The 26,383-nt window shown below is 61.8% G+C and carries 25 protein-coding genes; 17 read left to right on the top strand and 8 right to left on the bottom strand.

The genetic code is table 11. The features are described 5' to 3' along the window. Positions 1-84 precede the first annotated feature (84 nt). The 6 genes from ACIPZG_RS14370 (at position 85) to ACIPZG_RS14345 (ending at position 3,684) form a co-directional block, all read left to right on the top strand. Entirely contained in the window at positions 85-633 is a 549-nt protein-coding gene (locus ACIPZG_RS14370; RefSeq protein ID WP_400714709.1) for an Rnf-Nqr domain containing protein, read from the top strand. A gap of 39 nt (positions 634-672) precedes the next feature. Next, positions 673-1,644, top strand: a complete 972-nt coding sequence (locus ACIPZG_RS14365) for an RnfABCDGE type electron transport complex subunit D (RefSeq protein ID WP_400714706.1) — start codon at positions 673-675, stop codon at positions 1,642-1,644. Then, positions 1,641-2,243: an RnfABCDGE type electron transport complex subunit G gene (locus tag ACIPZG_RS14360; RefSeq protein ID WP_400714703.1), complete on the top strand. Its 603-nt coding sequence runs from the start codon at positions 1,641-1,643 to the stop codon at positions 2,241-2,243. Before ACIPZG_RS14365 ends, ACIPZG_RS14360 begins: the two co-directional genes overlap by 4 nt. Continuing rightward, positions 2,236-2,760, top strand: coding sequence for an Rnf-Nqr domain containing protein (locus tag ACIPZG_RS14355; protein WP_400714700.1), 525 nt, complete (start codon positions 2,236-2,238; stop codon positions 2,758-2,760). Before ACIPZG_RS14360 ends, ACIPZG_RS14355 begins: the two co-directional genes overlap by 8 nt. A 4-nt stretch (positions 2,761-2,764) precedes the next feature. Beyond that, positions 2,765-3,403, top strand: coding sequence for an endonuclease III (gene nth, locus ACIPZG_RS14350; protein WP_008099591.1), 639 nt, complete (start codon positions 2,765-2,767; stop codon positions 3,401-3,403). Between the two features lie 104 nt (positions 3,404-3,507). Then, the gene (locus tag ACIPZG_RS14345; protein WP_008099588.1) at positions 3,508-3,684 is read left to right on the top strand and encodes a PA3496 family putative envelope integrity protein; all 177 of its coding nucleotides are present in this window, start codon (positions 3,508-3,510) and stop codon (positions 3,682-3,684) included. 44 nt (positions 3,685-3,728) lie between these two features. On the opposite strand, the gene ACIPZG_RS14340 is transcribed toward ACIPZG_RS14345, so the two are convergent. Further along, a complete protein-coding gene (locus tag ACIPZG_RS14340; protein WP_008099586.1) occupies positions 3,729-4,355 on the bottom strand; it encodes a response regulator transcription factor in 627 nt (208 codons plus the stop codon). A gap of 317 nt (positions 4,356-4,672) precedes the next feature. On the opposite strand from ACIPZG_RS14340, the gene ACIPZG_RS14335 reads away from it, so the two are divergent. Continuing rightward, positions 4,673-5,137, top strand: coding sequence for a hypothetical protein (locus ACIPZG_RS14335; RefSeq protein WP_400714697.1), 465 nt, complete (start codon positions 4,673-4,675; stop codon positions 5,135-5,137). Positions 5,138-5,198: 61 nt separating this feature from the next. Here the strand turns inward: ACIPZG_RS14335 and ACIPZG_RS14330 are convergent, their stop codons facing one another. Both ACIPZG_RS14330 and ACIPZG_RS14325 read right to left on the bottom strand, forming a co-directional pair. After that, on the bottom strand, positions 5,199-6,416 hold the full coding sequence (locus ACIPZG_RS14330) for an argininosuccinate synthase (RefSeq protein WP_400714695.1): 1,218 nt from the start codon (positions 6,414-6,416) through the stop codon (positions 5,199-5,201). A gap of 137 nt (positions 6,417-6,553) precedes the next feature. Then, positions 6,554-7,525, bottom strand: a complete 972-nt coding sequence (locus ACIPZG_RS14325; RefSeq protein ID WP_400714692.1) for an OmpA family protein — start codon at positions 7,523-7,525, stop codon at positions 6,554-6,556. Between the two features lie 130 nt (positions 7,526-7,655). Here ACIPZG_RS14325 and pyrC point away from each other — a divergent pair, with 130 nt between their 5' ends. Together pyrC and rnt are read left to right on the top strand one after the other, a co-directional pair. After that, the gene (gene pyrC / locus ACIPZG_RS14320; RefSeq protein WP_400640842.1) at positions 7,656-8,702 is read left to right on the top strand and encodes a dihydroorotase; all 1,047 of its coding nucleotides are present in this window, start codon (positions 7,656-7,658) and stop codon (positions 8,700-8,702) included. Between the two features lie 59 nt (positions 8,703-8,761). Beyond that, positions 8,762-9,373, top strand: coding sequence for a ribonuclease T (gene rnt, locus ACIPZG_RS14315; RefSeq protein WP_400640950.1), 612 nt, complete (start codon positions 8,762-8,764; stop codon positions 9,371-9,373). Positions 9,374-9,488: 115 nt separating this feature from the next. On the opposite strand, the gene ACIPZG_RS14310 is transcribed toward rnt, so the two are convergent. Next, on the bottom strand, positions 9,489-10,091 hold the full coding sequence (locus ACIPZG_RS14310) for a peroxiredoxin (RefSeq protein ID WP_008099573.1): 603 nt from the start codon (positions 10,089-10,091) through the stop codon (positions 9,489-9,491). A 212-nt stretch (positions 10,092-10,303) separates the two neighbouring features. Between ACIPZG_RS14310 and ACIPZG_RS14305 the strand changes: the two genes are divergently transcribed. Continuing rightward, a complete protein-coding gene (locus ACIPZG_RS14305; protein ID WP_008099571.1) occupies positions 10,304-10,525 on the top strand; it encodes a bacterioferritin-associated ferredoxin in 222 nt (73 codons plus the stop codon). 201 nt (positions 10,526-10,726) lie between these two features. Beyond that, positions 10,727-11,200, top strand: coding sequence for a bacterioferritin (gene bfr, locus ACIPZG_RS14300; protein WP_008099568.1), 474 nt, complete (start codon positions 10,727-10,729; stop codon positions 11,198-11,200). Positions 11,201-11,257: 57 nt separating this feature from the next. Here the strand turns inward: bfr and grxD are convergent, their stop codons facing one another. Both grxD and ACIPZG_RS14290 read right to left on the bottom strand, forming a co-directional pair. Further along, complete coding sequence (gene grxD / locus ACIPZG_RS14295; protein WP_400640839.1) at positions 11,258-11,593, bottom strand: Grx4 family monothiol glutaredoxin; 336 nt, start codon at positions 11,591-11,593, stop codon at positions 11,258-11,260. Between the two features lie 92 nt (positions 11,594-11,685). Next, positions 11,686-13,794, bottom strand: a complete 2,109-nt coding sequence (locus ACIPZG_RS14290; protein ID WP_400714689.1) for a molybdopterin oxidoreductase family protein — start codon at positions 13,792-13,794, stop codon at positions 11,686-11,688. 375 nt (positions 13,795-14,169) lie between these two features. Between ACIPZG_RS14290 and argF the strand changes: the two genes are divergently transcribed. Continuing rightward, on the top strand, positions 14,170-15,090 hold the full coding sequence (argF, locus tag ACIPZG_RS14285) for an ornithine carbamoyltransferase (RefSeq protein WP_008099563.1): 921 nt from the start codon (positions 14,170-14,172) through the stop codon (positions 15,088-15,090). Beyond that, positions 15,087-16,196, top strand: coding sequence for an ABC transporter ATP-binding protein (locus tag ACIPZG_RS14280; RefSeq protein ID WP_400714686.1), 1,110 nt, complete (start codon positions 15,087-15,089; stop codon positions 16,194-16,196). Before argF ends, ACIPZG_RS14280 begins: the two co-directional genes overlap by 4 nt. Positions 16,197-16,234: 38 nt before the next feature. Here ACIPZG_RS14280 and ybaK read toward each other — a convergent pair whose 3' ends face one another. Beyond that, positions 16,235-16,705, bottom strand: a complete 471-nt coding sequence (gene ybaK / locus ACIPZG_RS14275; protein WP_008094555.1) for a Cys-tRNA(Pro) deacylase — start codon at positions 16,703-16,705, stop codon at positions 16,235-16,237. A gap of 302 nt (positions 16,706-17,007) precedes the next feature. On the opposite strand from ybaK, the gene ACIPZG_RS14270 reads away from it, so the two are divergent. From ACIPZG_RS14270 to glpD, 4 genes are all read left to right on the top strand, one after another. Then, positions 17,008-17,859, top strand: coding sequence for an MIP/aquaporin family protein (locus ACIPZG_RS14270; protein ID WP_400714683.1), 852 nt, complete (start codon positions 17,008-17,010; stop codon positions 17,857-17,859). 41 nt (positions 17,860-17,900) lie between these two features. Then, on the top strand, positions 17,901-19,400 hold the full coding sequence (gene glpK, locus ACIPZG_RS14265) for a glycerol kinase GlpK (protein ID WP_400714681.1): 1,500 nt from the start codon (positions 17,901-17,903) through the stop codon (positions 19,398-19,400). Positions 19,401-19,603: 203 nt separating this feature from the next. Then, positions 19,604-20,359, top strand: a complete 756-nt coding sequence (gene glpR / locus ACIPZG_RS14260) for a DNA-binding transcriptional repressor GlpR (protein WP_400640830.1) — start codon at positions 19,604-19,606, stop codon at positions 20,357-20,359. 259 nt (positions 20,360-20,618) lie between these two features. After that, complete coding sequence (gene glpD / locus ACIPZG_RS14255) at positions 20,619-22,148, top strand: glycerol-3-phosphate dehydrogenase (RefSeq protein WP_400714678.1); 1,530 nt, start codon at positions 20,619-20,621, stop codon at positions 22,146-22,148. A gap of 37 nt (positions 22,149-22,185) precedes the next feature. Here glpD and ACIPZG_RS14250 read toward each other — a convergent pair whose 3' ends face one another. Further along, a complete protein-coding gene (locus ACIPZG_RS14250) occupies positions 22,186-26,067 on the bottom strand; it encodes an NEL-type E3 ubiquitin ligase domain-containing protein (protein WP_400714675.1) in 3,882 nt (1,293 codons plus the stop codon). Positions 26,068-26,383: the final 316 nt, after the last annotated feature.

The following is a 26,383-nucleotide window of genomic DNA, read 5'->3' as shown; positions in this document are numbered from 1 at the left end:
TCTGCCCCGGCCTTCGCGCCGGGGCATTCGTATCCCCTCTCGGATGGCCAGACGCCCTGACGAATCACGGCTATCGTCATGTATATGAACGATTATGTCCTGGTCCTGATCAGTGCTGCGCTGGTCAGCCACATGCTCCTGCAACAACAGCCGCCCTCGCGCCTGCGCGTGCAGGTGTGCGGTTTGGCGTGCGCGCTGACGATTGCCCTCGGGATAACCGGCGGCCAAGCACTGGAGCGCTGGGTAGTAGCACCTTGGGAGCTTGAAGACCTGCGCCTGTTCCTGCTCCTGCCCTGGCTAGGCTTGCTGGCGTGGGGCGTGCCGCAGACATTGGCAAGGCTACGTCCGCAATGGCCCAGCGAGGGGCTGGCAGTGCCCTTGCTGGGCAATGCCGTGGTACTCGGTTTGGCCCTGCAGGCCATGTTTGATCAGCAGGAATGGCTCGCCACGCTGGGCTGCAGCGTCATGGCCGGTCTTGGCTTCTGGCTGGCGCTGGCACTGTTCGACGACCTGGTGCAACGCAGCGATCACGCCGACATTCCAGCGGCATTGCGCGGCCTGCCCATCACCCTGGTCGGTGCCGGCGTGATGGCCATGGCGTTCTCCGGATTCAACGGATTGTTCACACAATGAACCTGAATCATCGCATTGACGCTTCGCCGCGGCACGACCATGGCATTACCTGACCCGCGCTTGCGCACTGCCATGGGCCTGGTGCTGCTGGCTTGCACCCCCGGTCTCTTGGCATCGTTCTGGCTGCACGGATGGGGCCTGCTGTTCAGTCTGGCGTTGTGCGCCAGCAGCGCGGTGTGCTGCGAAGCCGCGCTGCTGGCCCTGCGCGGCCAGCCAGTGGCGGCCACCCTGAACGATGGCAGCGCCTTGGTGACGGCGGTGCTACTCGCCGTCGCCCTGCCCACTCAAGCGCCCTGGTGGCTGCCGATGACCGCAGCGGCCATTGCCATCGGCCTTGGCAAGCAAGCGTTCGGTGGGGTGGGCCGCAACCTCTTCAACCCGGCGATGCTGGGCTACGCCTTCGTGCTGCTGAGTTTCCCCCTGCAGATGAACCATTGGCCAGCACAATCACCGGGGCTCGTCGACAGCCTGCACCTGGTGTTTGGCGGGGGTGAGCAGATCGACGCCTGGGCCCGACCCACCGTGCTGGACGGCCTGCGTCATAACCGCAGCCTGACCATCGATGAACTGTTCGCCAGCCACCCGGGCTTCGGCGCCGTTGGTGGGCGTGGCGTCGAGTGGGTCAACCTGGCATTTCTGCTCGGCGGGTTGTTCCTGTTGCAGCGAAAAGTGTACAGCTGGCACGCACCTGCGGGCTTGCTGGCAGGGCTGATGCTGTTCAGCCTGCTGGCATGGAATGGCTCCGGCTCGGATTCGAATGGCTCGCCACTGCTTCACCTGTTCTCCGGCTCGACCATGCTGGCGGCCTTTTTCATCGCCACTGAACCCGTGTCCGGCCCGAAGGCAGGATTGGCCAGGCTACTGTTCGGGCTTGGTGCGGGCATGCTGATCTACCTGATCCGCACCTGGGGCAGCTACCCGGACGGCACCGCATTCGCCATCCTGTTCATGAACCTCTTGGCCCCCGCCCTTGATCGGCTCGTCCTGCGACGCCAGCAGGTCGCGCCATGAACCCGCGCATTCGCAATACCGCCTGGCTGCTGCTCGTGGCCGGGCTGGCCGTGGCGACAACCTTGGCATGGAGGCAATGGACCCGTCCGACCATCGTCGAAGCCGAACAGCAGTTGCATGCGCGCCAGTTTCTCGCGGTCCTGCCTGAGCGAACCTACGACAACCAACCCCTGAACACGCCGCTACCACTTCCGGGGGAGCAACCGTTGCACAGCCGGATCACGGCTGCCTACCGCGCCACCCTGGGGGCGCTGCCAACGGCGGTGGTAATGGTGAGCCAGGTCACAGGCTACAACGGGCCAATCCGACTGACCATCGCCATCAGTGCGGATGGCCGGTTGATCGGCACGCAGGTGATCGCGCAACAGGAAAGTCCTGGGCTTGGAGCCCGCATCAGCGACCCGCAGCTGAACTGGCTGGGGCAATTTTCCAACCGTCGCCTGGACGATCGCTGGGCGCTCAAGCGCGACCAGGGCGACTTCGACCAACTGGCTGGGGCGACGGTCACCTCACGTGCCGTGATAGCAGCGCAGCAGGAGGCGCTGGTGTATTTTGACCAGCATCGCACGCTGTTGCTCGGAAGCCCCGCCCATGAATAGGCACTGCCTGCTGGTGGCCGGCCTTGCGCCGCTGCTGGGCGCCACCCAAACCTTTTCCCTGGCCGCCACCCTGGGCGTGGCCATGGTGACGCTGAGCCTCCTTCACCAGGCGTTGCTGACCCCCTTGCGCGGCAGGCTCAGCGGTGCGACGTACTGGCTGGCAAGCCTGTTGCTCCTGGCTGCCCTGGTCAGCTGCCTGCAACTTGCGCTGCGTGCCTGGGCACTGCCGCAGGCCTTGTCGCTCGGTTACTTCCCCGCCTTGATCTGCCTGCAATGCCTGGCTGCAGACCAGCTGTTGCCAGCCGAGGGTCGCTGGCGCCAACTGCTCGTGCACCTGGCTGGCCTGCTACTGCTCTATTTGCTGCTCGGCGCCAGCCGTCAAGGGCTGGACCAGGGGCTGGGCCTGCACACCGCCGCCCTGTGTTCCGGCGCGCTGCTACTGCTCGGCGTACTGTTGGCCTTGTACAATCGCCTGCGTCTGGGCCGCGCCCCCTCTCGTCGTCAAGGAACCCGTTGACCCCATGAATGCCGCCAAACGCCTGGAGATCTTTCGCAGGCTGCACGAAGACAATCCCGATCCAAAGACGGAATTGGCTTACACCACCCCTTTTGAGTTGCTGGTCGCCGTCACGCTGTCGGCACAATCCACCGACGTTGGCGTCAACAAGGCCACCGCCCGTCTGTTTCCAGTCGCCAATACCCCTCAAGCCATTTACGCACTCGGCGTCGAAGGGCTGAGCGAGTACATCAAGACTATCGGCCTTTACAACAGCAAGGCCAAGAATGTCATCGAAGCCTGTCGCTTGCTGATCGAACGTCATGGCGGCGAAGTACCGCAAACCCGTGAGGCGCTCGAGGCGCTACCGGGCGTTGGCCGCAAGACCGCCAATGTGGTCCTCAACACCGCTTTCCGTCAGCCGGCCATGGCCGTGGATACACACATTTTCAGGGTCAGCAATCGCACCGGCATCGCGCCAGGCAAGACCGTGCTTGAAGTCGAGAAGAAACTCCTGAAGTTCGTGCCCAAGGACTACCTGCTCGATGCGCATCATTGGCTCATCCTGCACGGGCGCTATGTGTGCCAGGCGCGCAAGCCACGATGCGGCAGTTGCCGGATCGAAGACTTGTGCGAATACAAGCAGAAGACTTCGGACGATTGATTCGATAGCGAACAGTCATGGGTTGCGATTGAAAAAATCTTTTTTACCACGCCTCGCTTTCTGGTTATAAGGACGGCCAATGGCCCATTGGCTTGGAGCGACCCATGAGTACCGACAAAGACGACCTGTCGATCGAAGATGACTTTGCCACCGCTGACGACGACGCGGAACCGCAGGTGGAACCCGCAAAAACCAACCTCAGCAAACGTCGCACCATTGATAACCTCTTGGAAGAACGCCGCCTGCAGCGGCAACTCGCCGAGTTCGACTACGACCTGTAGCCCTGACGGAAAGCCTCCATACGGAGGCTTCCTGCATTCAGGTTTCACGTCAGGCCGTGTCGCCGGGCCAGCTCGATCAGATCCACCAGCGAGTGGGCGTTGAGCTTTAGCAACAAGCGGGTCTTGTAAGTACTGACTGTCTTGTTGCTGAGGAACATGCTCTCGGCGATTTCCTTGTTCGACCTGCCACGCGCCAGTTGCTGCAACACCATCATCTCCCTTGCCGACAGGCGATCGACCATTTCCATTTCACTGCCCGCGCCCACTCGGCCACGAGACTTGTGCAAAGCCTGATTGGGGAAATAGCTATAGCCAGACAACACGGCTTTGATGGCGCTGAGCAGTTCGGTGAGTTCCTGCTGTTTGCACACATAACCTGCAGCACCCGCCTGCATGCAACGCATGGAGAAGTGCCCGGGTGCCTGTGACGTCAACACCAGTACTCGGCTGCCCGGACTGGCTGATGATAAACGGGCAATGACCTCCAGCCCGTCAAGTTTGGGAATACCGATATCCAGCACCACGATATCGGGGAGGTGTTCCCGCGTAAGCTGCAAGGCTGCCACTCCGTTGTCGGTTTCCGCGACCACATCGTAGCCATGCCGCTCCATCAGCATGCGCACTGCCAGGCGTATGACCGGGTGGTCATCCACGATAAGGACTTTATTCATGCGATATCCATTCATTCATTATTTTGCTTTAACGACGCTTCACCATAACCGAGCCGCACACTCAGTGGCGTGTCAAATACCAGAGCAAATACATGAATAGATGAGCCTTACGTCGCTTTAGGAATTTTCCTACAAATAAGAATTTACAACTTCCTTGCCCCGTCGATTGGCAGTACGGCAAGGCAGTTACTTTTGCAGCAGCGACATTCAACAACAAAGAAGAAAGCGGGATCATTTTCATGGCACGGAAAGAGTCCAGCATTTGGTTGAGAGGGACGCTCTGGTATTGATAGGCAAAACCGCAGGAGGCCGCCACCTTGACCAGCCAGCCCGCAGCCCCGCTGACCATCATCGCCATCTTTGCCGGCATCATTGAATCCTCAGCCCTGGCGACACTCCCTTTCCTGAGCGAAGAAAGTCAGACCCTATACACCTGGTTTCTGGTGGGTTTTCCGTTTTTTTTGACTGCCTTGTTTTTTCTGACGCTTAACTTCAACTACAAATCGCTGTACAAGCCCGAAGACACCAATAGCCTGAAGGTAGAGGCCGCCAGTACGCCTGCAAGTAATGGCCAGCTACGGTCCTCGACTGAAGCAGAGCCTGTCACTGTTATGCTTTCCGGCCCTGATGTGCAAAAGAGGATTGCCGAGCAGTTACTTCACGCCATGGCCCAGCCTCATGAATCCGGACGCACCTGGCTATTCTGCAACCTGGAAAATCAACAGTATTTTCGGTTGTCGGTTGGCGACCTTTCGAACAACACGACATTACGCACGAAGTGACCACGCAAAAAAAACCCCGACCTGAGTCGGGGTTCTTTATTGCCTGCAGCTCAACTGTGCGTTAAAGCAAGCCACGGCCTTTGTTGGCCGCAATGCGCATGCGCAGCGCATTGAGCTTGATGAAGCCTGCGGCATCGGCCTGGTTGTAGGCGCCGCCATCTTCCTCGAAGGTCGCGATGTTGGCATCGAACAGCGAATCGTCCGACTTGCGGCCGACCACGGTGACGTTGCCCTTGTACAGCTTCAGGCGTACCACGCCATTCACGCTGACCTGCGAAGCGTCGATCATCTTCTGCAGCATCAGACGCTCCGGGCTCCACCAGTAGCCGGTGTAGATCAGGCTGGCGTACTTCGGCATCAGCTCATCTTTCAGGTGAGCGACTTCGCGGTCCAGGGTGATCGACTCGATGGCACGGTGGGCCTTGAGCATGATGGTGCCACCGGGGGTTTCGTAGCAGCCACGTGACTTCATGCCTACGTAACGGTTTTCGACGATGTCCAGGCGACCGACGCCGTTGGCACCGCCAATACGGTTCAGGTCGGCCAGCACTGTGGCGGGAGACTTCTCGACACCGTCGATGGCGACGATGTCACCGTTGCGGTAGGTGAGCTCGATGTAGGTCGCCTGGTCTGGGGCGTTCTCCGGCGAGACGCTCCAGCGCCACATGTCTTCTTCGTGCTCGGTCCAGGTATCTTCCAGGACACCGCCTTCATAGGAAATGTGCAGCAAGTTGGCGTCCATCGAGTACGGCGACTTCTTCTTGCCGTGGCGCTCGATCGGGATGCCGTGCTTCTCGGCGTAGTCCATCAGTTTCTCGCGGGACAGCAGGTCCCACTCGCGCCATGGTGCGATGACCTTGACGCCCGGCTTGAGCGCGTAGGCACCCAGTTCGAAACGTACCTGGTCGTTACCTTTGCCGGTGGCGCCGTGGGAAATGGCGTCGGCGCCAGTTTCGTTGGCGATCTCGATCAGGCGTTTGGCAATCAGCGGACGGGCGATGGAAGTACCGAGCAGGTACTCGCCTTCGTAGACGGTGTTGGCGCGGAACATCGGGAAGACGAAATCACGCACGAATTCTTCGCGCAGGTCGTCGATGTAGATCTCTTTTACGCCCATAGCCTGGGCTTTGGCGCGAGCCGGCTCGACTTCTTCGCCCTGCCCCAGGTCAGCGGTGAAGGTCACCACTTCGCAGTTGTAGGTATCCTGCAGCCACTTGAGAATCACCGAAGTATCAAGGCCGCCGGAATACGCCAGTACGACCTTTTTTACGTCCGCCATGCCATCACTCCACGGGGTTGTACGGAAAAGGCCCGATTCTACCGGCGTTACGGAAAAATTTACAGTGGGGCGACAGCTTCTGACGACAAAGCGACAGGAATTGTCGAGGGCGCGACGTCCTGTCGCATTCAGGAGGCTTATGCCCCCGTTGCACCAGGGGTGGTGCCTGGGACGGTGGCAGCAGGAGCCGCAGCGGGCGCCGCAGAGGGCGCCGGAACGGATTGCTGGGCCGGCTGAACGCCAGGTTTGTCGACCGGGGTCACGCGGTCCAGTTCGATATTCACGCGTCGGTTGCGTGCGCGGTTGCCAGCACTGTTGTTTTTCACCAACGGATACCGCTCGCCATGGAAGCGCACGGTGATTTGATCTTCCGCTATGCCATGGGCGACGAAGTAGTCGGCTACCGCCAGCGCGCGGCGCCGCGAGGTGTCACGGTTGGTCAGGCGATTGCCGCTGTTGTCCGAGTGGCCGTTGAGTTCGATGTGATTGACCGACGGATCGGCCTTGAGATAGTCGACGATCAGATCCAGGCGCGCCCGGGCCGCAGCATCCAGGTCGATACCACCCCCAGGGAAGCTGACCTGGGTCTGGCGGACCTGGTCATAGTTCATCGCCAGCATCTTGCCGGCGCACACCTGATAATCGCTGTAGGCCTTGGCAAAACTCACCGGCAGCACCCGCACTTCCATCGCCCGCCCGCCTTCGCCAGCGTAACGGCGCACCACGGTGCTGCGCCCATCGAGCAAGCCATTGATCAGGCGGCTCGCCTGGCCTTGAGAAGAGGTGAACAACACACCGTTGCGCGCCATGCGCACGGCGCCGAGGTTGATATCGCCCCGCCCTGGCTGCCAGGGTGCGGCGGCCGCCAGCAGCGTGGCCGCCCCGGCGCCGAGGACATTGCTGTCCGAGCGCAGCTGGAACACCGGCTGCTCACCCGCCCGACGCACGAACTCGCCACTGCCGAAACCGTCGATCGACTGGATCAGGCGGCATTCGAACTGGTCACCCTCGACCTTCCAGGCGATGTTCTCCATGCGGGTCTGGAAAGTCAGTGCGCCGGCCGGCAGGCTGGCGAACAGGGTCAACAGGGCTAGGTAACGCTGGCGCACGGGCGGCTCCACTCTTTCTGACGGCTTACCTGCAGGCTATCGGACGCTTGGCGGAAAACTTGATAGCCGTGCTCCGCCCAGGGTTTTCCGGTAGCATTGACGCTTGAGTTCGACCCGCCTGGAATCCCCAATGTCCGATCGCCTGACCCTCCTGCGCCCCGACGACTGGCACATCCATCTGCGCGATGGTGCCGTCCTGCCCCATACCGTTGGCGATGTGGCGCGTACCTTCGCCCGTGCCATCATCATGCCCAACCTGGTTCCGCCGGTGCGCAATGCCGTCGAAGCTGGCGCCTACCGCGAGCGCATCCTTGCCGCCCGCCCGGCCGGCAGCCGCTTCGAGCCGCTGATGGTGCTGTACCTTACCGACCGCACCAGCCCCGAGGACATCCGCGCGGCCAAGGCCAGCGGCATCGTGTACGCCGCCAAGCTGTACCCGGCCGGCGCCACCACCAACTCCGATTCGGGCGTGACCAGCATCGACAACATCTTCCCGGCCATCGAAGCGCTGGCGGAAACCGGCTTGCCTTTGCTGGTGCACGGCGAAGTGACGCGCAGCGAGATCGACGTGTTCGACCGCGAAAAGCGCTTCATCGACGAGCACATGCGCCGCCTGGTCGAGCGTTTCCCGACGCTGAAAGTGGTGTTCGAGCACATCACCACGTCGGACGCTGCGCAATTCGTCACCGAGGCCCCGGCCAACGTCGGTGCGACCATCACTGCCCAGCACCTGCTGTACAACCGCAACCACATGTTGGTCGGCGGTATCCGCCCGCACTTCTACTGCCTGCCGATCCTCAAGCGCAACACCCATCAGGTGGCGCTGCTGGACGCGGCTACCAGCGGTAACCCGAAGTTCTTCCTCGGCACCGACTCGGCACCCCATGCCCGTCACGCCAAGGAAGCCGCCTGCGGTTGCGCCGGTTGCTACACCGCCTACGCGGCCATCGAGATGTACGCCGAAGCCTTCGAACAGCGCAATGCGCTGGACAAGCTGGAAGGATTCGCCAGCCTGCACGGCCCGGCCTTCTATGGCCTGCCGGCCAATACCGACACCATTACCCTGGTCCGCGAAGAATGGACCGCCCCGGACAGCCTGCCATTCGGCGAGCAGACCGTGGTCCCGCTGCGCGCCGGTGAGAAACTGCGCTGGCGCCTGCTGGAGGACAACGCGTGAGCGAAGACCTCTACGAAGACGACCAGGACGGCCAAACCGGCAGCGGCTCGCGCCACCCGATGGCCGAGCGCTTCCGTGGCTATCTGCCAGTGGTGGTGGATGTCGAGACCGGCGGCTTCAATAGTGCCACCGACGCCCTGCTGGAAATCGCCGCCGTGACCATCGGCATGGACGAGAAAGGCTTCCTGTTCCCCGAGCACACCTACTTCTACCGGGTAGAGCCGTTCGAGGGCGCCAACATTGAGCCCGCTGCCCTGGAGTTCACCGGCATCAAGCTGGACCACCCGCTGCGCATGGCAGTGAGCGAAGAAAGCGCGCTCACCGACATCTTCCGTGGCGTGCGCAAGGCCCTCAAGGCCAATGGCTGCAAGCGGGCGATCCTGGTCGGCCACAACAGTAGCTTCGACCTGGGCTTCCTCAATGCGGCGGTGACGCGCAACGACCTCAAGCGCAACCCGTTCCACCCGTTCTCCAGCTTCGACACCGCCACCCTGGCGGGCCTTGCCTACGGCCAGACCGTGCTGGCACGCGCCTGCCAGAGCGCCGATATCGACTTCGACGGGCGCGAGGCGCACTCGGCGCGTTATGACACCGAGAAGACCGCCGAGCTCTTCTGCGGCATCGTCAATCGCTGGAAAGAGATGGGCGGCTGGCGCGACTTCAACGATTGAGTCGAGGTCCCCATCGCCGGCAAGCCGGCGATAAGGCCCGAACAGGCACTGGAGCCTTGAATTCCAGGCACAAAAAAACCGGCCACGAAGGCCGGTTTTTTTATGCGCTCGGCAATTACAGCTTGCCAGCGTTCTCGCTCAGGTAAGCAGCAACACCTTCCGGCGAGGCATTCATGCCCTTGTCGCCTTTCTTCCAGTTGGCCGGGCAGACTTCGCCGTGCTCTTCGTGGAATTGCAGGGCGTCAACCAGACGCAGCAGCTCGTCCATGTTACGGCCCAGTGGCAGGTCGTTGATGATCTGCGAGCGAACAACACCGTTGGTGTCGATCAGGAAGGCGCCACGGAAGGCCACGCCGCCTTCGGACTCGACGTCGTAGGCCTTGCAGATTTCGTGGGTCATGTCGGCCGCCAGGGTGTACTTCACCTGACCGATGCCGCCGTTGTTGACCGGGGTGTTACGCCAGGCGTTGTGGGTGAAGTGCGAGTCGATCGACACGCCGATCACTTCGACGTTGCGCGCCTGGAAGTCCGGGATGCGGTTGTCCAGGGCGATCAGCTCGGACGGGCAGACGAAGGTGAAGTCCAGTGGGTAGAAGAACACCAGGCCGTACTTGCCCTTGATGGCCGAGGCCAGGTTGAAGCTGTCGACGATTTCGCCGTTGCCCAGCACGGCTGGAACGGTGAAGTCGGGGGCTTGTTTGCCAACGAGTACGCTCATTGTAATCTCCTGATGAGGGTGAAGAACCGTTTGCCGGGCCAAGCAGGCTTGCCCGACATCCAACAAAGGCCGACCATCATACACGGCTTCTGATGACAGGCCGAATTCAACCGCCGGTCGCTCAAGCAAGGCCATCTCAGAAAGTCCTTTGACAAGCATTCTCATTAACATTAAGCTCCAATCCATCGACTCAACCGCGATGGTCAGCCCTTATGTATGTGTGTCTTTGTGTCGGCGTTACCGACGGACAGATCCGCGATGCGATCTATGAAGGATGCTGCAGTTACAAGGAAGTGCGCGCTGCGACCAATGTCGCCAGCCAATGTGGCAAATGCGCCTGCCTGGCCAAGCAGGTGGTTCGTGAAACGATCACCGAGTTGCAAGTGAGCCAGCAAGCCGCCCTGCCCTACCCGGTGGAATTTACTGCCGCTTGATGTTACCGAATTTGAAGAACCGGACCTCGTGTCCGGTTTTTTTATGCCTAAAATTCAATAAGTTAGCGCTCCAACGCGGTTCACAAACATTCTTATTCCTATTAATTTTCACTTATTATTCAAGAACTTAGGTTTGACAGGCCTATGTATCGGGCTCAAACTTCTCTGTATTGGCATACTTCAACAGGGCAGGAACCCGAAATGAAAGGCGACGTAAGCGTCATCCAGCATCTCAACAAGATCCTCGGAAACGAGCTGGTCGCGATCAACCAGTACTTCCTGCACGCACGCATGTACGAAGATTGGGGCCTGAACAAGCTCGGCAAGCACGAGTACAAGGAATCCATCGACGAGATGAAGCACGCTGACAAACTGATCAAGCGTATTCTCTTCCTCGAAGGCATCCCCAACGTCCAGGACCTGGGCAAGCTGCTGATCGGCGAGCACACCAAGGAAATGCTCGAGTGCGACCTGAAGATCGAAAAGCAGGGCCTGGTCGACCTCAAAGCCGCCATCGCCCACTGCGAAACCGTCGGTGACTTCGGCTCGCGTGAAATGCTGGAAGACATCCTCGAATCCGAGGAAGAACACATCGACTGGCTGGAAACCCAGCTGAGCCTGATCGACAAGATCACCATCGAGAACTACCTGCAGTCGCAGATGGGCGAAGAGTAATTTTCGCAGGCAATAAAAAACCCGCCTTGAGCGGGTTTTTTATTGCCTGTCTGATGATCAGGCTTCGGCAGCCTTGGCCTTGGCGGCGGCTTCCTTGATCAGGGTCTGCAGCTCACCCTTCTCGAACATTTCCAGCATGATGTCGCTACCGCCGACCAGCTCGCCCGCTACCCACAGTTGCGGGAAGGTTGGCCAGTTGGCGTACTTGGGCAGGTTGGCGCGAATTTCCGGGTTCTGCAGGATGTCGACGTAGGCGAACTTCTCGCCACACTGCATGACGGCTTGCGAGGCGCGCGAAGAGAAGCCGCACTGCGGGGCATTCGGCGAGCCTTTCATGTAAAGCAGAATGGTGTTGTTGGCAATCTGCTCTTTGATCGTTTCGATGATATCCATGTAGCACCTCGGCTGAACTTTCCGACATGGTCGTCGGCACGGTGACGCATTGTATCGGAAAGCCGAGCGGCGTGCTCGGCCTCTGCCATCGCTCAGGCGGCCTCCACCTGCACAGGCACGCCATTGAGCGCGGCATTGCCGGAAACCTGGTCGCGCAGGCTCTCATCGGTCAGGTCGTTGGCACTTACCCCCGGCTGCGACTGGGCAATCTGCAGGTGCACGCCCAGACGACCGTGGCCAAATCCATGGGGCAGGCTGACCACACCGGGCATCATGTCTTCGCAGGCTTGCACTTCGACTTCCAGCACTCCGGTGCGCGAACGTATACGTACTTGCTGGCCATCCTGCAGATGTCGTTGCTGCAGATCCTGCGGATGCATCAACAGGTGATGGCGCGGCTTGCCTTTCACCAGGCGATGGAAATTGTGCATCCATGAGTTGTTGCTGCGAATGTGCCGACGGCCGATCAAAAGCAAATCACCTACTGCCGGTGGTGCCTGACAGGCTAGCCGGTGCAAGTCGTCCAGCAGCACCTGAGGCGCCGCCTCGATCATCTTGCTGGCGGTCCCCAGACGCGGGCCGAGGTTGGCCCGCAGGGGGCCGAGGTCAAGACCGTGGGGATGCTGGTCCAGGGTCTCCAGCGAAAGCTTGAAGGCAGAGGCATCACCGTAGCGTCCCTTGCGCAATGCCAGGTCTATAATCAGTGCCGGCGGTTGGGTCGGCTTCAGTTCCAGCCCCGCACGCTCGGTAAACGCCCGCGCCAGGCCTACGAAAATTTCCCAGTCATGCAGCGCCCCGTCCGGTTTGGCCAGAATGGCGCGGTTGAAGCGCGTGACGTTGCGTATCGCCAGCAGGTTGAAGGTGCTGTCGTAATGGTCGTTTTCCAGCGCCGAGGTGGATGGCAGGATCAGGTCGGCGTGGCGGGTTGTTTCGTTGATATAAAGGTCGATGCTGAGCATGAACTCCAGCCCCTGCAGCGCCCTGTCGAGTTGACGACCATTGGGAGTCGACAGCACCGGATTACCCGCCACGGTCACCAGTGCACGAACCTGGCCTTCGCCAGGCGTGAGCATTTCTTCGGCCAAGGCCGCCACCGGCAGCTCTCCACCGTATTCGGGCAAGCCCGACACTCGGCTCTGCCATGCGTTGAAGTGCCCGCCCGACGTGCTCGCCACCAAATCGACGGCAGGCTCGGTGCACAACGCCCCGCCCTCGCGATCAAGGTTGCCCGTGACCAGGTTGATCAATTGCACCAGCCAATGGCACAAGGTGCCGAAGGCTTGGGTGGAGACCCCCATGCGGCCGTAGCAGACGGCTTTGTCGGCAGCGGCGAAATCCCGTGCCAGCTGGCGAATGTCGGCTGCGTCGATGCCGCAGTGCGCACTCATGGCCTCGGCACTGAACGGCACGATCGCCTCGCGCACCTGCTGCAGGCCATTCACCGGCAAGTGCGTACCGCGCGCCAGGCCTTCGTCGAACAGGGTGTGCAGCAGGCCGCACAGCAAGGCCGCGTCGCCACCGGGGCGCACGAACAGGTGCTGGTCGGCCATCGCCGCCGTTTCGCTGCGCCGCGGATCTATCACCACCAGTCGCCCACCCCGTGCACGCAGGGCCTTCAGGCGTTTTTCCACGTCCGGCACGGTCATGATGCTGCCATTGGAAGCCAGTGGATTGCCCCCGAGAATCAGCATGAACTGGGTGTGATCGATATCGGGGATCGGCAAGAGCAGGCCGTGGCCGTACATCAAGTGACTGGTCAGGTGCTGGGGCAACTGGTCCACCGAGGTGGCGGAGAAGCGGTTGCGGGTCTTGAGCAAGCCAAGGAAATAGTTGCTGTGGGTCATCAACCCGTAGTTGTGCACGCTGGGGTTGCCCTGGTACACCGCCACGGCGTTGCGCCCATGGGCCTGTTGTATCGCCCAGAGCTTGTCGGCGGCCAGGACGAACGCTTCGTCCCAGCTGATAGCCTGCCATTGATCGCCAACCCGCTTATGCGGTTGGCGCAGGCGGTCGGGATCCTGCTGGATATCCTGCAGTGCCACGGCCTTGGGGCAGATGTGGCCACGGCTGAAAGGGTCGTCGGAGTCGCCCTTGATCGAGCTGATGCGCGCGGGTTCGCCAGGCTCATGGCTGACTTCGATATTCAGCCCGCAGATGGCTTCGCACAGGTGACAGGCACGGTGATGCAGGGTCTTGGTCATGGCCGCCTCTGCCTTGTTGTTGTCGAAGGGTGACTATGCGCCCTGCACCGGTGCCCATCCAGCCAGTTTCGTGGCGTGAATCCCGCGACATCAGGCGCACGATTCACGCCAGCCTACGGCAAAGCCATTTGCCAAATTGCCAGCAAGCCGTGTACAACCCCTGTAGCAAATAAAAAACAGCTAGGGCTCAACGGGTAAATACACCCTTTACAACAGAGCTGCTGTTTCCCCTCTTGGTTTTAGGCGACATTTAATTATAGTATTGCGCCTTTCCCTATTTCGTCCGCCCCGTGCGGCTTACGCCGCAGGTCACTCCCGTTGTCAAAAAAAACCATACGGTCGACCTGCATACCGTTGCAGATAAGGTAGTCAATCATGAGCGCTAGGCACTTTCTCTCCCTGCTGGACTTCACCACCGACGAATTGCTCGGGGTGATCCGCCGAGGCATCGAGCTGAAGGACCTGCGCAAGCGAGGCGTGCTGTTCGAGCCGCTGAAGAATCGCGTACTGGGCATGATCTTCGAAAAGTCCTCGACCCGTACCCGCGTGTCGTTCGAGGCCGGCATGATCCAGCTCGGTGGCCAGGCCATCTTCCTGTCCCCACGCGACACGCAGCTGGGCCGTGGCGAGCCGATCAGCGACAGCGCCATCGTGCTCTCGAGCATGCTCGATGCGGTCATGATCCGTACCCACGCCCACAGCACGCTCACCGAATTCGCCGCCAATTCGCGGGTACCGGTGATCAACGGTCTGTCGGACGAATCGCATCCTTGCCAGCTGCTGGCCGACATGCAGACGTTCCTCGAGCACCGTGGCTCGATTCAGGGCAAGACCGTGGCCTGGATCGGCGACGGTTTCAACATGTGCAACTCGTACATCGAGGCGGCCCGGCAGTTCGACTTCCAGCTGCGCATCGCCTGCCCCGAGGGTTATGAGCCGGACCCACGCTTCATGGCACTGGGCGGTGACCGGGTACAGATCATCCGTGATCCGAAAGAAGCCGTGCGCGGCGCCCACCTGGTGACCACCGACGTCTGGACTTCCATGGGTCAGGAGGAGGAAACTGCACGGCGCCTGGCGCATTTCGCGCCTTACCAGGTCACCCGCGAACTGCTCGACCTGGCGGCACCCGATGCCCTGTTCATGCATTGCCTGCCCGCCCACCGCGGAGAGGAAATCAGCCAGGACCTGCTCGACGACCCACGTTCGGTCGCCTGGGACCAGGCTGAAAACCGGCTGCATGCGCAGAAGGCCCTTCTCGAATACCTTGTCGAACCGGCTTACCACCACGCATGAGTCAACCCCTACTGCTCAACCTGCGCAACCTCGCCTGCGGCTACGGCGACCAGCGCATCGTCCAGAACCTCAACCTGCACCTCAATGCAGGCGACATCGGTTGCCTGCTGGGGTCTTCGGGATGCGGCAAGACCACCACCCTGCGCGCCATCGCTGGCTTCGAGCCGGTGCACGAGGGTGAAATCCAGCTGGCCGGCGAGGTCATTTCCCGCGCCGGCTTTACCCAAGCACCGGAAAAACGCCGAATCGGCATGGTGTTCCAGGACTATGCGCTGTTCCCACACCTGACCGTGGCACAGAACATTGCCTTTGGCATCGCCAAGCACCCGCGCCAGGCGCAGGTGGTCGAAGAGATGCTGGAGCTGGTCAAGCTCGGCGGCCTGGGCGGTCGCTACCCGCATGAACTGTCCGGTGGACAGCAACAGCGCGTCGCACTGGCCCGTGCACTGGCCCCGGAGCCGCAACTGCTGCTGCTCGACGAGCCGTTTTCCAACCTCGACGTGGAGCTGCGCCGGCGCCTCAGCCATGAGGTCCGCGACATTCTCAAGAGCCGCGGCACCAGCGCCATCCTGGTCACCCATGACCAGGAAGAAGCGTTCGCGGTCAGCGACCATGTGGGGGTGTTCAAGGAAGGTCGCCTGGAGCAATGGGACACGCCCTACAACCTCTACCACGAACCGCAGACACCGTTCGTCGCCAGCTTCATCGGCCAGGGTTATTTCATCCGTGGTCAGATGAGCAGCCATGAGGCGGTCAACACCGAGGTGGGCGAGTTGCGTGGCAACCGCGCCTACATCATGGCTCCCGGCAGTTCGGTGGACGTGCTGCTGCGCCCTGACGATATCGTCCATGCGCCAGACAGCGCACTGCGCGCCAACATCGTCGGCAAGAGCTTCCTCGGCGCTTCGACCCTGTACCGCCTGCAGCTGCCGACCGGCAGCCAGCTGGAAGCGATCTTCCCAAGCCATATCGACCATCAGCTGGGCGAGGATGTGGGGATTGCCGTCAAAGCCGACCACCTGGTGCTGTTCCCGGTGCCGGGCAGTGTCGCGGCGCAATTGCCGCGGCAAGAGAATGGGGTTCGTCGCTACAGTTCGGCGACCTGATCACCAAGCGGGGGCTGCAGTGCAGCCCCTGCTGCTTTCTAGCCTCGGCCAATCCCGGCGAACTTGCCCTGGGTATGCTCGGCCAGCACCGTCGCTGCCAACTCGACTTCCAGCCCCCGCCGTCCAGCGCTGACATGGATGGTTGCAAAGTTCTGCGCCGAGTCATCGATGAACGTGCGCAGGCGTTTTTTCTGACCAAGCGGGCTGATGCCTCCTACGAGGTAACCCGTGGCGCGCTGCGCGGCCGCAGGGTCGGCCATTTCGCACTTCTTAACGCCAGCGGCATGGGCCAACGCCTTGAGGTCCAGCGTGCCGACCACAGGCACCACCGCCACCAGCAACTCGCCCTTCTCGCTGCTCGCCAGCAAGGTCTTGAACACCTGCTGCGGATCGAGCCCTAGCTTTTCGGCCGCCTCCAGCCCGTATGACGCCGACTTGGGGTCATGTTCATAACTGTGCACACGGTGCTCGGCGCGGGCTTTTTTCAAGAGGTCAAGGGCGGGGGTCATGCAAGGCTCCGGTCAGGGGACAGGTCGGCGGCTACTTTAGGACAATTCCCACATCCCAGCCAGTTCATCGCTTACGCGCCTGTCTAGCGTGCGGATTCGAACCCTTATCTAGCGCTCATAACGTGACCGGTAGTTCACTTTCGACCTTTGACATATGCGTTTCTTGTCTATATTTTTTCGTTTCTGAATAATTGGTGCACTTATAAGGTGCATTCCTGTATCCGCCCGGGGTCGATGGAGATAGACACCGGGCCTTGCTGTCGAGCGCCACGCGCCTCACAACAAAAAAAACGAGGTCATACATGACGACTGCGCTACGCGAACCCACACTGTCCAGCCAATGCCTGGCCGAATTCCTCGGCACAGCGCTGCTCATTTTCTTCGGCACCGGTTGTGTCGCCGCCCTCAAGGTCGCGGGCGCCAGCTTTGGGCTGTGGGAAATCAGCATCATCTGGGGGGTCGGCGTGAGCATGGCGATCTACCTCACCGCCGGGATTTCCGGCGCACACCTGAACCCGGCCGTGAGCATTGCGCTCACCCTGTTCGCCGGCTTCGACAAGCGCAAGCTGCCGTTCTACATGGTTGCCCAGGTCGGTGGTGCGTTCTGCGGCGCGGCGCTGGTCTACACCTTGTACAGCAACCTGTTCTTCGATTTCGAACAAGCCCACGCCATGCTGCGTGGCAGCAGCGAGAGCCTGGAGCTGGCCTCGGTGTTCTCCACCTATCCACACCCGTTACTGTCCACTGGCCAGGCATTTCTGGTCGAAGTGGTGATCACCGCCATCCTCATGGCCGTAATCATGGCCCTGACCGACGACAACAATGGTCTCCCACGTGGGGCAATGGCCCCTCTGTTGATCGGCTTGCTGATCGCGGTGATCGGCAGCGCCATGGGCCCGCTGACGGGGTTTGCGATGAACCCCGCGCGCGACTTCGGGCCAAAACTGATGACGTTCCTGGCCGGCTGGGGCGAAATCGCCTTCACTGGCGGTCGGGACATCCCTTATTTCCTGGTTCCGGTGTTTGCACCGATCCTCGGCGCTTGCCTGGGTGCCGCGACCTATCGCGGCCTGATCGCTCGCAACCTGCCGACGACGTCAATCGCGAATCCAGAGACAAACGACAATTGCCAGGGCGATACTCAAGCCAACTGATGCTGACGCCCTGTTCTCCTTATTTTGCAAGGCCTACGACCATGACAGACACCCAGGATAAGAACTACATCATCGCCCTGGACCAGGGAACCACCAGTTCGCGGGCCATCATTTTCGACCGCGACGCCAATGTGGTCGGGACCTCCCAGCGCGAGTTCGCCCAGCATTACCCACAAGCCGGCTGGGTCGAGCACGACCCGATGGAAATCTTCGCCACCCAGAGCGCGACCCTGGTCGAGGCCCTGGCCCAAGCTGGTATCAGCCATGCCCAGGTCGCCGCGCTGGGCATCACCAACCAGCGTGAAACCACGGTGGTGTGGGACAAGGAAACCGGTCGCCCGGTGTACAACGCCATCGTCTGGCAATGCCGCCGCAGCACCGAAATCTGCGCGCAGCTCAAGCGTGACGGGCATGAAGACTACATCCGCGAAACTACCGGCCTGGTCACCGACCCGTACTTCTCGGGCACCAAGCTCAAGTGGATCCTGGACAACGTCGAAGGTGCCCGCGCACGGGCCGAACGTGGCGAACTGCTGTTCGGCACCGTCGATACCTGGCTGATCTGGAAGTTCTCCGGCGGCAAGGTACATGTCACCGACTACACCAACGCCTCGCGCACGCTGATGTTCAACATCCATAGCCTGCAGTGGGACGACAAGCTGCTGGAAATCCTGGGTATTCCTCGTCAGATGTTGCCTGACGTGCGGCCTTCGTCGGAAGTCTATGGCCACACCAAGAGCGGTATCCCCATCGCCGGTATCGCCGGTGATCAGCAGTCCGCATTGTTCGGCCAGATGTGCGTGGAGCCCGGCCAGGCCAAGAACACCTACGGCACCGGCTGTTTCCTGCTGATGAACACGGGCGACAAGGCGGTGAAGTCATCCCATGGCCTGCTCACTACCATCGCCTGTGGCCCGCGGGGCGAAGTGGCCTATGCGCTGGAGGGCGCGGTGTTCAACGGCGGTTCCACCGTGCAATGGCTGCGCGATGAACTGAAGATCGTCAACGATGCCCTCGATACCGAGTACTTCGCGAGCAAGGTCAAGGACAGCAACGGCGTGTATCTGGTGCCTGCCTTCACCGGCCTGGGCGCCCCCTACTGGGACCCGTATGCGCGTGGCGCACTGTTCGGCCTGACCCGTGGGGTGAAGGTCGACCACATCATCCGCGCCGCGCTGGAGTCCATTGCCTACCAGACCCGCGACGTGCTCGACGCCATGCAACAGGACTGCGGCCAGCGCCTGTCCGAGTTGCGCGTGGACGGTGGCGCAGTGGCCAACAACTTCCTCATGCAATTCCAGGCCGACATTCTCGGCACCTGCGTAGAGCGCCCACAAATGCGCGAAACCACGGCGCTTGGCGCTGCCTACCTGGCGGGCCTGGCCTGTGGGTTCTGGAGTGGCCTGGACGAGCTGCGCGACAAGGCGATCATCGAGCGCGAGTTCAGCCCGCAGCTGGACGAGTCGCAGAAGGAAAGGCTGTACGCTGGCTGGCGCAAAGCGGTCGATCGTACCCGTGATTGGGAAGATCACGAGGCCTGATCTGCATGGCCCCATCGCCGGCAAGCCGGCTCCCACAGGTAGAGCGCCATTCTCTGGCGCGCTGCTGATCGGTGTGGGAGCCGGCTTGTCGTGGCGACGAACCGCGCCGATGGGCCGCACAGCGGCCCCAATAGTCTACTGGCCGCCACTCCCTTCCTACGGCATCATTGCAGAATTTGTCCGGCAGCCCAGAAGGACCGCCCATGAATCTGCCCCCACGCCAACAACAAATTCTCGAGCTGGTCCGCGAACGCGGCTACGTCAGCATCGAGGAAATGGCGCAGCTGTTCATCGTCACCCCGCAAACCATCCGCCGCGATATCAATCAGCTGGCCGAACTCAACTTGCTGCGCCGTTATCACGGTGGTGCAGCCTACGACTCGAGCATCGAAAACACCGCCTACGCCATGCGCGCCGACCAGATGCGCGATGAGAAGCAGCGCATCGCCGAGGCCGTGGCCCGGCAGATCCCCGACCATGCCTCAGTGTTCATCAACATCGGTACCACCACCGAGTCCATCGCCCGCGCCCTGCTCAACCACAACCACCTCAAGGTCATCACCAACAACCTGCACGTTGCCGCGATCCTGGCCGCCAAGGACGACTTCGAAGTCCTGGTCGCTGGCGGCACGGTACGCCGTGACGGCGGCGTGGTCGGCCAAGCCAGCGTCGACTTCATCAACCAGTTCAAGGTCGACTTTGCACTGGTCGGCATCAGCGGCATCGACGAAGACGGCAGCCTGCTGGATTTCGACTATCAGGAAGTGCGCGTTTCCCAGGCGATCATCACCAACGCACGGCAAGTGATCCTGGCGGCCGACTCCAGCAAGTTCGGACGTAACGCCATGGTGCGCCTGGGCTCGATCAGCCTGGTCGATTGCCTGGTGACCGACTTGCCCCCCACTCCGGCCCTGAGCCAGTTGCTCAATCAGTACAAGATCCGCCTCGAGGTGGTTTGAGGCGTAGTGGGGATTCATGCGCGGGGCTTGGGATCGGTAGCGCTCTTGAGATCGAGCGCCGCGCGGGCGGCGCTCGATTTCTGCATCACCCAAAGCCCCAAGCCTGGCTCCAAGATTTTCGTAATTGTTCACTTTATTGTCATCTGATCAGCTTTTTCTATAAAGACTGACTGGCGACCGGCTTTCTCTTGCGCTAGTATTTTCGTAAACGAACATCAATGTTCATATTCGATGCGCACAGCCCCAGGAGGCCTTGCCCGTGTCCCAGACCGTTTCGTCCCAGCCCCCACTCGCCGACTGCTATGACCTCGCCGTAATTGGCGGTGGCATCAATGGCGTGGGCATCGCTGCCGACGCCGCCGGACGTGGCCTGAAGGTGTTTCTCTGCGAAAAGGACGACCTCGCACAGCACACGTCGTCGGCCAGTAGCAAGCTGATCCACGGTGGCCTGCGTTACCTTGAACATTACGAATTCCGCCTGGTGCGCGAGGCACTGGCAGAGCGGGAAGTGCTGTTGGCCAAGGCCCCACACATCGTCAAGCCTATGCGTTTCGTGCTGCCCCACCGCCCGCACCTGCGCCCGGCGTGGATGATCCGTGCCGGCCTGTTCCTGTACGACCACCTGGGCAAGCGCAAGCGCCTGGGCGCCTCGCGCAGCCTGCGCTTCGGCCCGGGCTACCCGCTCAAGCCGTCGATCACCCGCGGTTTCGAATACGCCGACTGCGCCGTCGACGACGCCCGTCTGGTGGTACTCAATGCCATGGCCGCGCGGGAGAACGGTGCGCACATCCAGACCCGCACTCGCTGCCTGCGTGCCGAACGCAGCGACGGCCTGTGGCTGGTCGAACTGCAGCATGCCGACGGCAGCCTGCAGACCATCCGCGCGCGCGCCCTGGTCAATGCCGCGGGCCCGTGGGTCGCCAGCTTCATCAAGGACGACCTCAAGCTCGACGCGCCCTACGGTATCCGCCTGATCCAGGGCAGCCACCTGATCGTGCCGCGCCTGTATGAGGGTGAGCATGCCTACATCCTGCAGAACGAAGACCAGCGCATCGTCTTCTGCATCCCTTACCTTGACCGTTTCACCCTGATCGGCACCACCGACCGGGAATACAGCGGCGATCCTGCCAAGGTCGCGATCACCGAGCAGGAAACCGACTACTTGCTCAAGGTGGTCAATGCTCACTTCAACCACCAACTGAGCCGCACCGACATCCTGCACACCTTCTCCGGCGTACGGCCACTGTGCAACGACGAGTCGGACAACCCTTCGGCCGTTACCCGCGACTACACGCTGGCGTTGTCGGCCAACGAAGGCCAGGCCCCCCTGTTGTCGGTGTTCGGCGGCAAGCTGACCACCTACCGCAAGCTGGCCGAGTCGGCCATGGCCGAGCTCAAGCCCTACTTCACCCAGATGCGTGGTAGCTGGACTGCCAGCGCGCCACTGCCGGGCGGCGAGAGCATGACCACCGTGCACGCTCTGGTCGATACCGTACTGGCTCGCTGCAGCTGGCTGCCAGTGGACATCGCCAAACGCTGGGTGCTGACCTACGGCAGCCGTGTCTGGCAACTGCTCGATGGTGTGCAGGGGCCACAGGACCTGGGCCAGGCCATCGGTGGCGGCCTGTTCGGCCGCGAAGTGGATTACCTGCGTAGCGAAGAGTGGGCCATCAGCGCCGAAGACATTCTGTGGCGCCGGACCAAATTGGGCCTGTTCACCACCGAGGCCGAACAGCAAGTGCTGCGTGAGTATCTGCAGCGCCAGCCGGCACGGGTTCGCGCAGCCTGACCCTCAGTGCCGCCCCGGAAACGGGGCGGCATGGCAGCTAGGGCCGTGAGCGCTCATAGGCTTCACGGGCAAGGGTTTTCATCAGCGCCTGTTCTGCCGCCTGCAATTCACGCATCAAGGTATTGCTGGCTCGCAAGTAGGCCTGTTCTCCTCCCGTGCTCGCCATTTGCTCGGATTGCTCCAGGCGCTGGTGAAACCCGTCCACCAAGGCCTCGAAACGCTCGCCATAACGCTCGCGCGCATGGTTCTGCCAGAAAGGCCGCTCGGCCAGCGAATCGATGATCGCCTGGTCGGTCTCGGCGGCCTTCACGGCTTGCAATGCTCGGTTCAAATCATTGTTGGTGACCTGCGCAAACGACTCGTAGTGCATTTCGTCCGGTTGCGCTGGCAACTCCAACGCCGTCGCCAGCCTGACCCGAAAACACAAACGCACCTCGATGTCGTCGATGGCGCTCGCCCCACGCTCGCGCAAGCGCAGCAGGTGCTGTGCAGCCTCGCGGTCTACTTGGTCAAGGCGCAACAGCGTAGTGCCCAGGTGCACCAGCCGTCGTTCGATATCGACCGCGCCGGCATCCGCGATACCACGCTGGACCAGCACGGTGAGTTCCAACTGGCTCAGTATCATCAACAACCGGTCGTCACAGGTACGCGGGCCGCCGGCCTCCCTGAACAGCGGAATGCGCACCGATTCATGCTGTTCGCAAGCCGCCAGCAGATGCCACACCCGCGCCCGGTAGTGGCCAGGGTGGTCCTGGAAATCCTCGGACACACTGAAGTCGGCCAGAAAGCGAAACAGATCCGCCGCTCCCGACTCTTGCCGCACACGCTCCCACAACGACTCCCGTTCAACGCGCAAAGTGTCGCGCACATCCCCTACCCAGATTTCGCGCACCACCGCATCCAGGTTGCGATGGCGCGACCGGCTACCGCCTCGTGCCGTGCCGGAAGTGCGCCCGGCTGCCTGATCGAGAAGCTCTCCGCTGCCCTCTTCCAGCGGGTTGTCGTGCATGCGCAGGCGTTGCACCCGCAACCGCAGGCTATCGACATGTTCGGTGATCTGGCGAATATGGTTTTCCCGCAGGTCCGCCAAGGACTGCCAGCCTAGCGCGCGCGCTTCAGGTAACGTCCTGAGCCCCGCCGCTCGCAGGTGCAAGTGACGCAGATGACGCAGCCGTGAGACGTCGGGTGTCTGGCCCAGCTGGCTGAAGCTCAAGTCGAGCCGCTGCAGGCGCGTCAATGCCCCCAGGCGCCGGTTACCCTCGGCGTCCATCACGATCGGGTTGTTGCCAAGGTTCAACTGCCTGAGCTGCACCAGTTGCTCCAGGCCTGATGGAAGGGCGCTGAGCTGGTTGTCACGCAGATCGAGCTCGACGAGATTGGGGAACCTGCGCAAGAAGTCCTCCTCGAGCGTGGCCAGGTTCATGCCACGCAAGGTCGCGCGCCTGACATGGGCATACTCCACGCCCGCCGGAAGCACCGGCAGGCTTCCCACCCGCTCGCCCTCGATGACCAGCACATATTCGTCTCCCAGGTTGACCACTTTGCGCCGCCAGCAGCGTCGCAAGGCATCCCCCACCCGCCGCCGTCTGAACACGTCGCGCAGGTTGCGCCCTTGCTGCTGCCATTCATCGAGCGCCACGCGCAGGCTCGACAACTGACTCTGCAATTGTTGGAAGTGGTCCCAGAGATTGACCTCACGCACGATCAAGTCCAGCAGGTAGACCTCCAGTTCGGCCTCGGACAAGGTCGGAAAAATCTGCCGTATGCCGCGCCTGATCGCTTGCCGGCCGCTGGCGCCACGGCCACTGAGCGGGTAACCCAGGCGCCCGTCGGCAAACCGACTTGGCGGGCGAACACCCAGCCCTACCGGTGCCATGCCAAGCAACGCGGGCAACTGCTCGCGCGCTTGGCTGGCACGCTCGACCAGCGTTGCCAGCCCGCCCTCATCAGCGGGCAATGCACCGGCCAGGCCCAAGGTCAACCGCTCACTGTCGGCATTGCCGGCTGCAGGCAGATGCAGCCCCAGGCAAGCGCGATCCAGGCGGCTTTCGCGCAGGTGCCAGCGCGCCCGCTCCGCCAAAGCCAGAGGTACCCGCCCCCCTGTGAGCAGCGCATCACGCTGCGCCGTGCTCGCTTGGTCCAGTATGTGCCCTGCGCCGCGCACACTCAGGCCGGGGAAATCACGCAGTAGCACTGCCTGCTCGGCGCTTGGCTCGCCTTGCAGGCTGGCCAGGTGTTGCTCCAGTGCCTGGCCTTGCAAGGCCAAAGGAGGCTGCGCGGCGTGGTAGCGGTCACGGATATCCAGCAAGCGCGTGGGGGCGCTGGCGTGTTCTAGGTGCAGGCGACGCAATTGTTCGGTTCGCAATCCCGTGCACTGGATCAGAACGGTGGCTGTCTGGTCGGACTCCTCGGCCAACTCTGCCCAGCGCCGCAACAATGGCCCATTGTGCTCAAGGCCATTTACCGGCGCGGGTTCCCGGGCAAGCTTGAGGTCTGGCGTGGGCACCAGCGCATCGACGAACGGCACGCGCGCCATTACTTCCTTGGCAGCACTCCCCGCCGCGCCGACCGCAGCCCCGACGACCACACCCTCGGCCACACCGAACAGATGATCGAGCGCCCCCTGCCGATCACCCAACTGCCAGTCCCGGTAACCTTCGTAGACTTCGTCGGCCATCTGCACGGCGACCACGCCCAGCATCACTTCGCCCAACATCGGGACGAACAAGGTTGCCAGGTTGAGCAGATCCAGGCCTGCGTTGGCCATGGCCAGGAGGCGCAGATGTCGGTCCAGAAGGTCCTCATCCCCGGTGGGCACCGCCAACACTCGGGCATCATCAAACAGCTTGTCGAACAGCCGAGCGCGCAAATGGGCGAACACTGCCACCTCGAGGGGGAAATGCCGGCCATCGAGCTCCAGCTCGGCGTCCACGGCTGTCGATTTCAGCAACCGCCCTAGCGTGCTAGTGAATGCCGGCCGATTCCGTTCGCGGATGAAACGGGCAAAGAAGCGCCGGTAACGCGAACTGCGCAAACGTTGCGCCAACGAGTTTTGCAAGGCTTGCCAGGAGCCATGCTCGGTCAACGTCCCACGCGGATCCTCGGGCAGCCACAGGATGAACGTGCTGGCCGATGCCTTTGCAAGCGCCTGAACCTCCAGTACCAGCGCGCCTTCGATCGGCTGGCCCAGCAGATACAGTTGCCGAGGGCTGACGCTGCCCGGCAACGCAGGAACGATGGGCCGTTCGGCAACCAGTGGCAACAGACGCAGATAGCAGGCCTGGCTGACTTCACCCTTGAGTGCCGCCAGCCGGATGGCCGCCTCCAGTTGCAGTCGCAGGTGGTGTTCGAAGAGTTGCTCGGTGCGCCGCGCAGCCAAGCCCGCAGACGCTCCGGGGCGGTCCCTGGGCATCAGCACCTGGTGCAACCGGGCCTGGTAACGGCTACCGAGGTCCAACTGGCGGCAGCTGCGAGCGAACGCCTGGAAGTCGAGTGGTAATGGCTGCCCTTGGGCATCCTGCAGGGTCGCCTGGCGCCCCGGCATGTCCTGCCCATCGCTGGCATGGAAGTTGTGCAACGCAGCGGCGAGCAGGCTTTGTCGGGACGTGAACATGAGTGTCGGCGCAGGCAATCGCGGCGCCGCCGTCGGCAAGTCCAGCAATTGCTCCGTATGCAGCTGCATGCGCCGAACATCCGCATCTGCGATGCCCAGATCAGCCAGCGCCTGCTCGAGCAAGGGGGCGGCGAACTGGTCCAGGGCAGGTAACCGCGCGAAGACGCGCTGCACCTGATCGGCGCTTTCCTGTTGGTGGCGCAACACCTGATGCAGCTTTCGCAGGTGCTCGGGTTGCGCCGAGGTGAGCCAGGTGGGTAGACGGCGGGCAATCAAGGCGTCAATCGAATCATGGGCAAAGGGCATGGGGGCACTCCGTATCAAAGTGCTGCCAGCTCAACGCGCATTGTCCATCCAAAGGTGTTACTTACGTCCCGTTGACCCTGGCCGAACAGCCAGCCCATCCATTCGGATTTCCGAACAACACTCCCCCACCCATTCGGAACTCCGTGCGAATCATAGCGCCGCAAAAACGCCACAAATGCTTCATCCCCAGCATTTTCGGGAGGTTATGATCGATACCGGACCTTGGCACGAGTCATGCTCTACACTTGGAAGCCGAATGCACACCGCTTCATGCTGTATTCGTTGAACGAAAGAGTCCGCCAACGGCTCCATAAAA

Origin of the sequence: Pseudomonas sp. NPDC089395, from assembly GCF_044749525.1 — a bacterium.
Classification (GTDB): domain Bacteria; phylum Pseudomonadota; class Gammaproteobacteria; order Pseudomonadales; family Pseudomonadaceae; genus Aquipseudomonas.
This window is presented reverse-complemented; position numbering and strand designations above follow the sequence as displayed.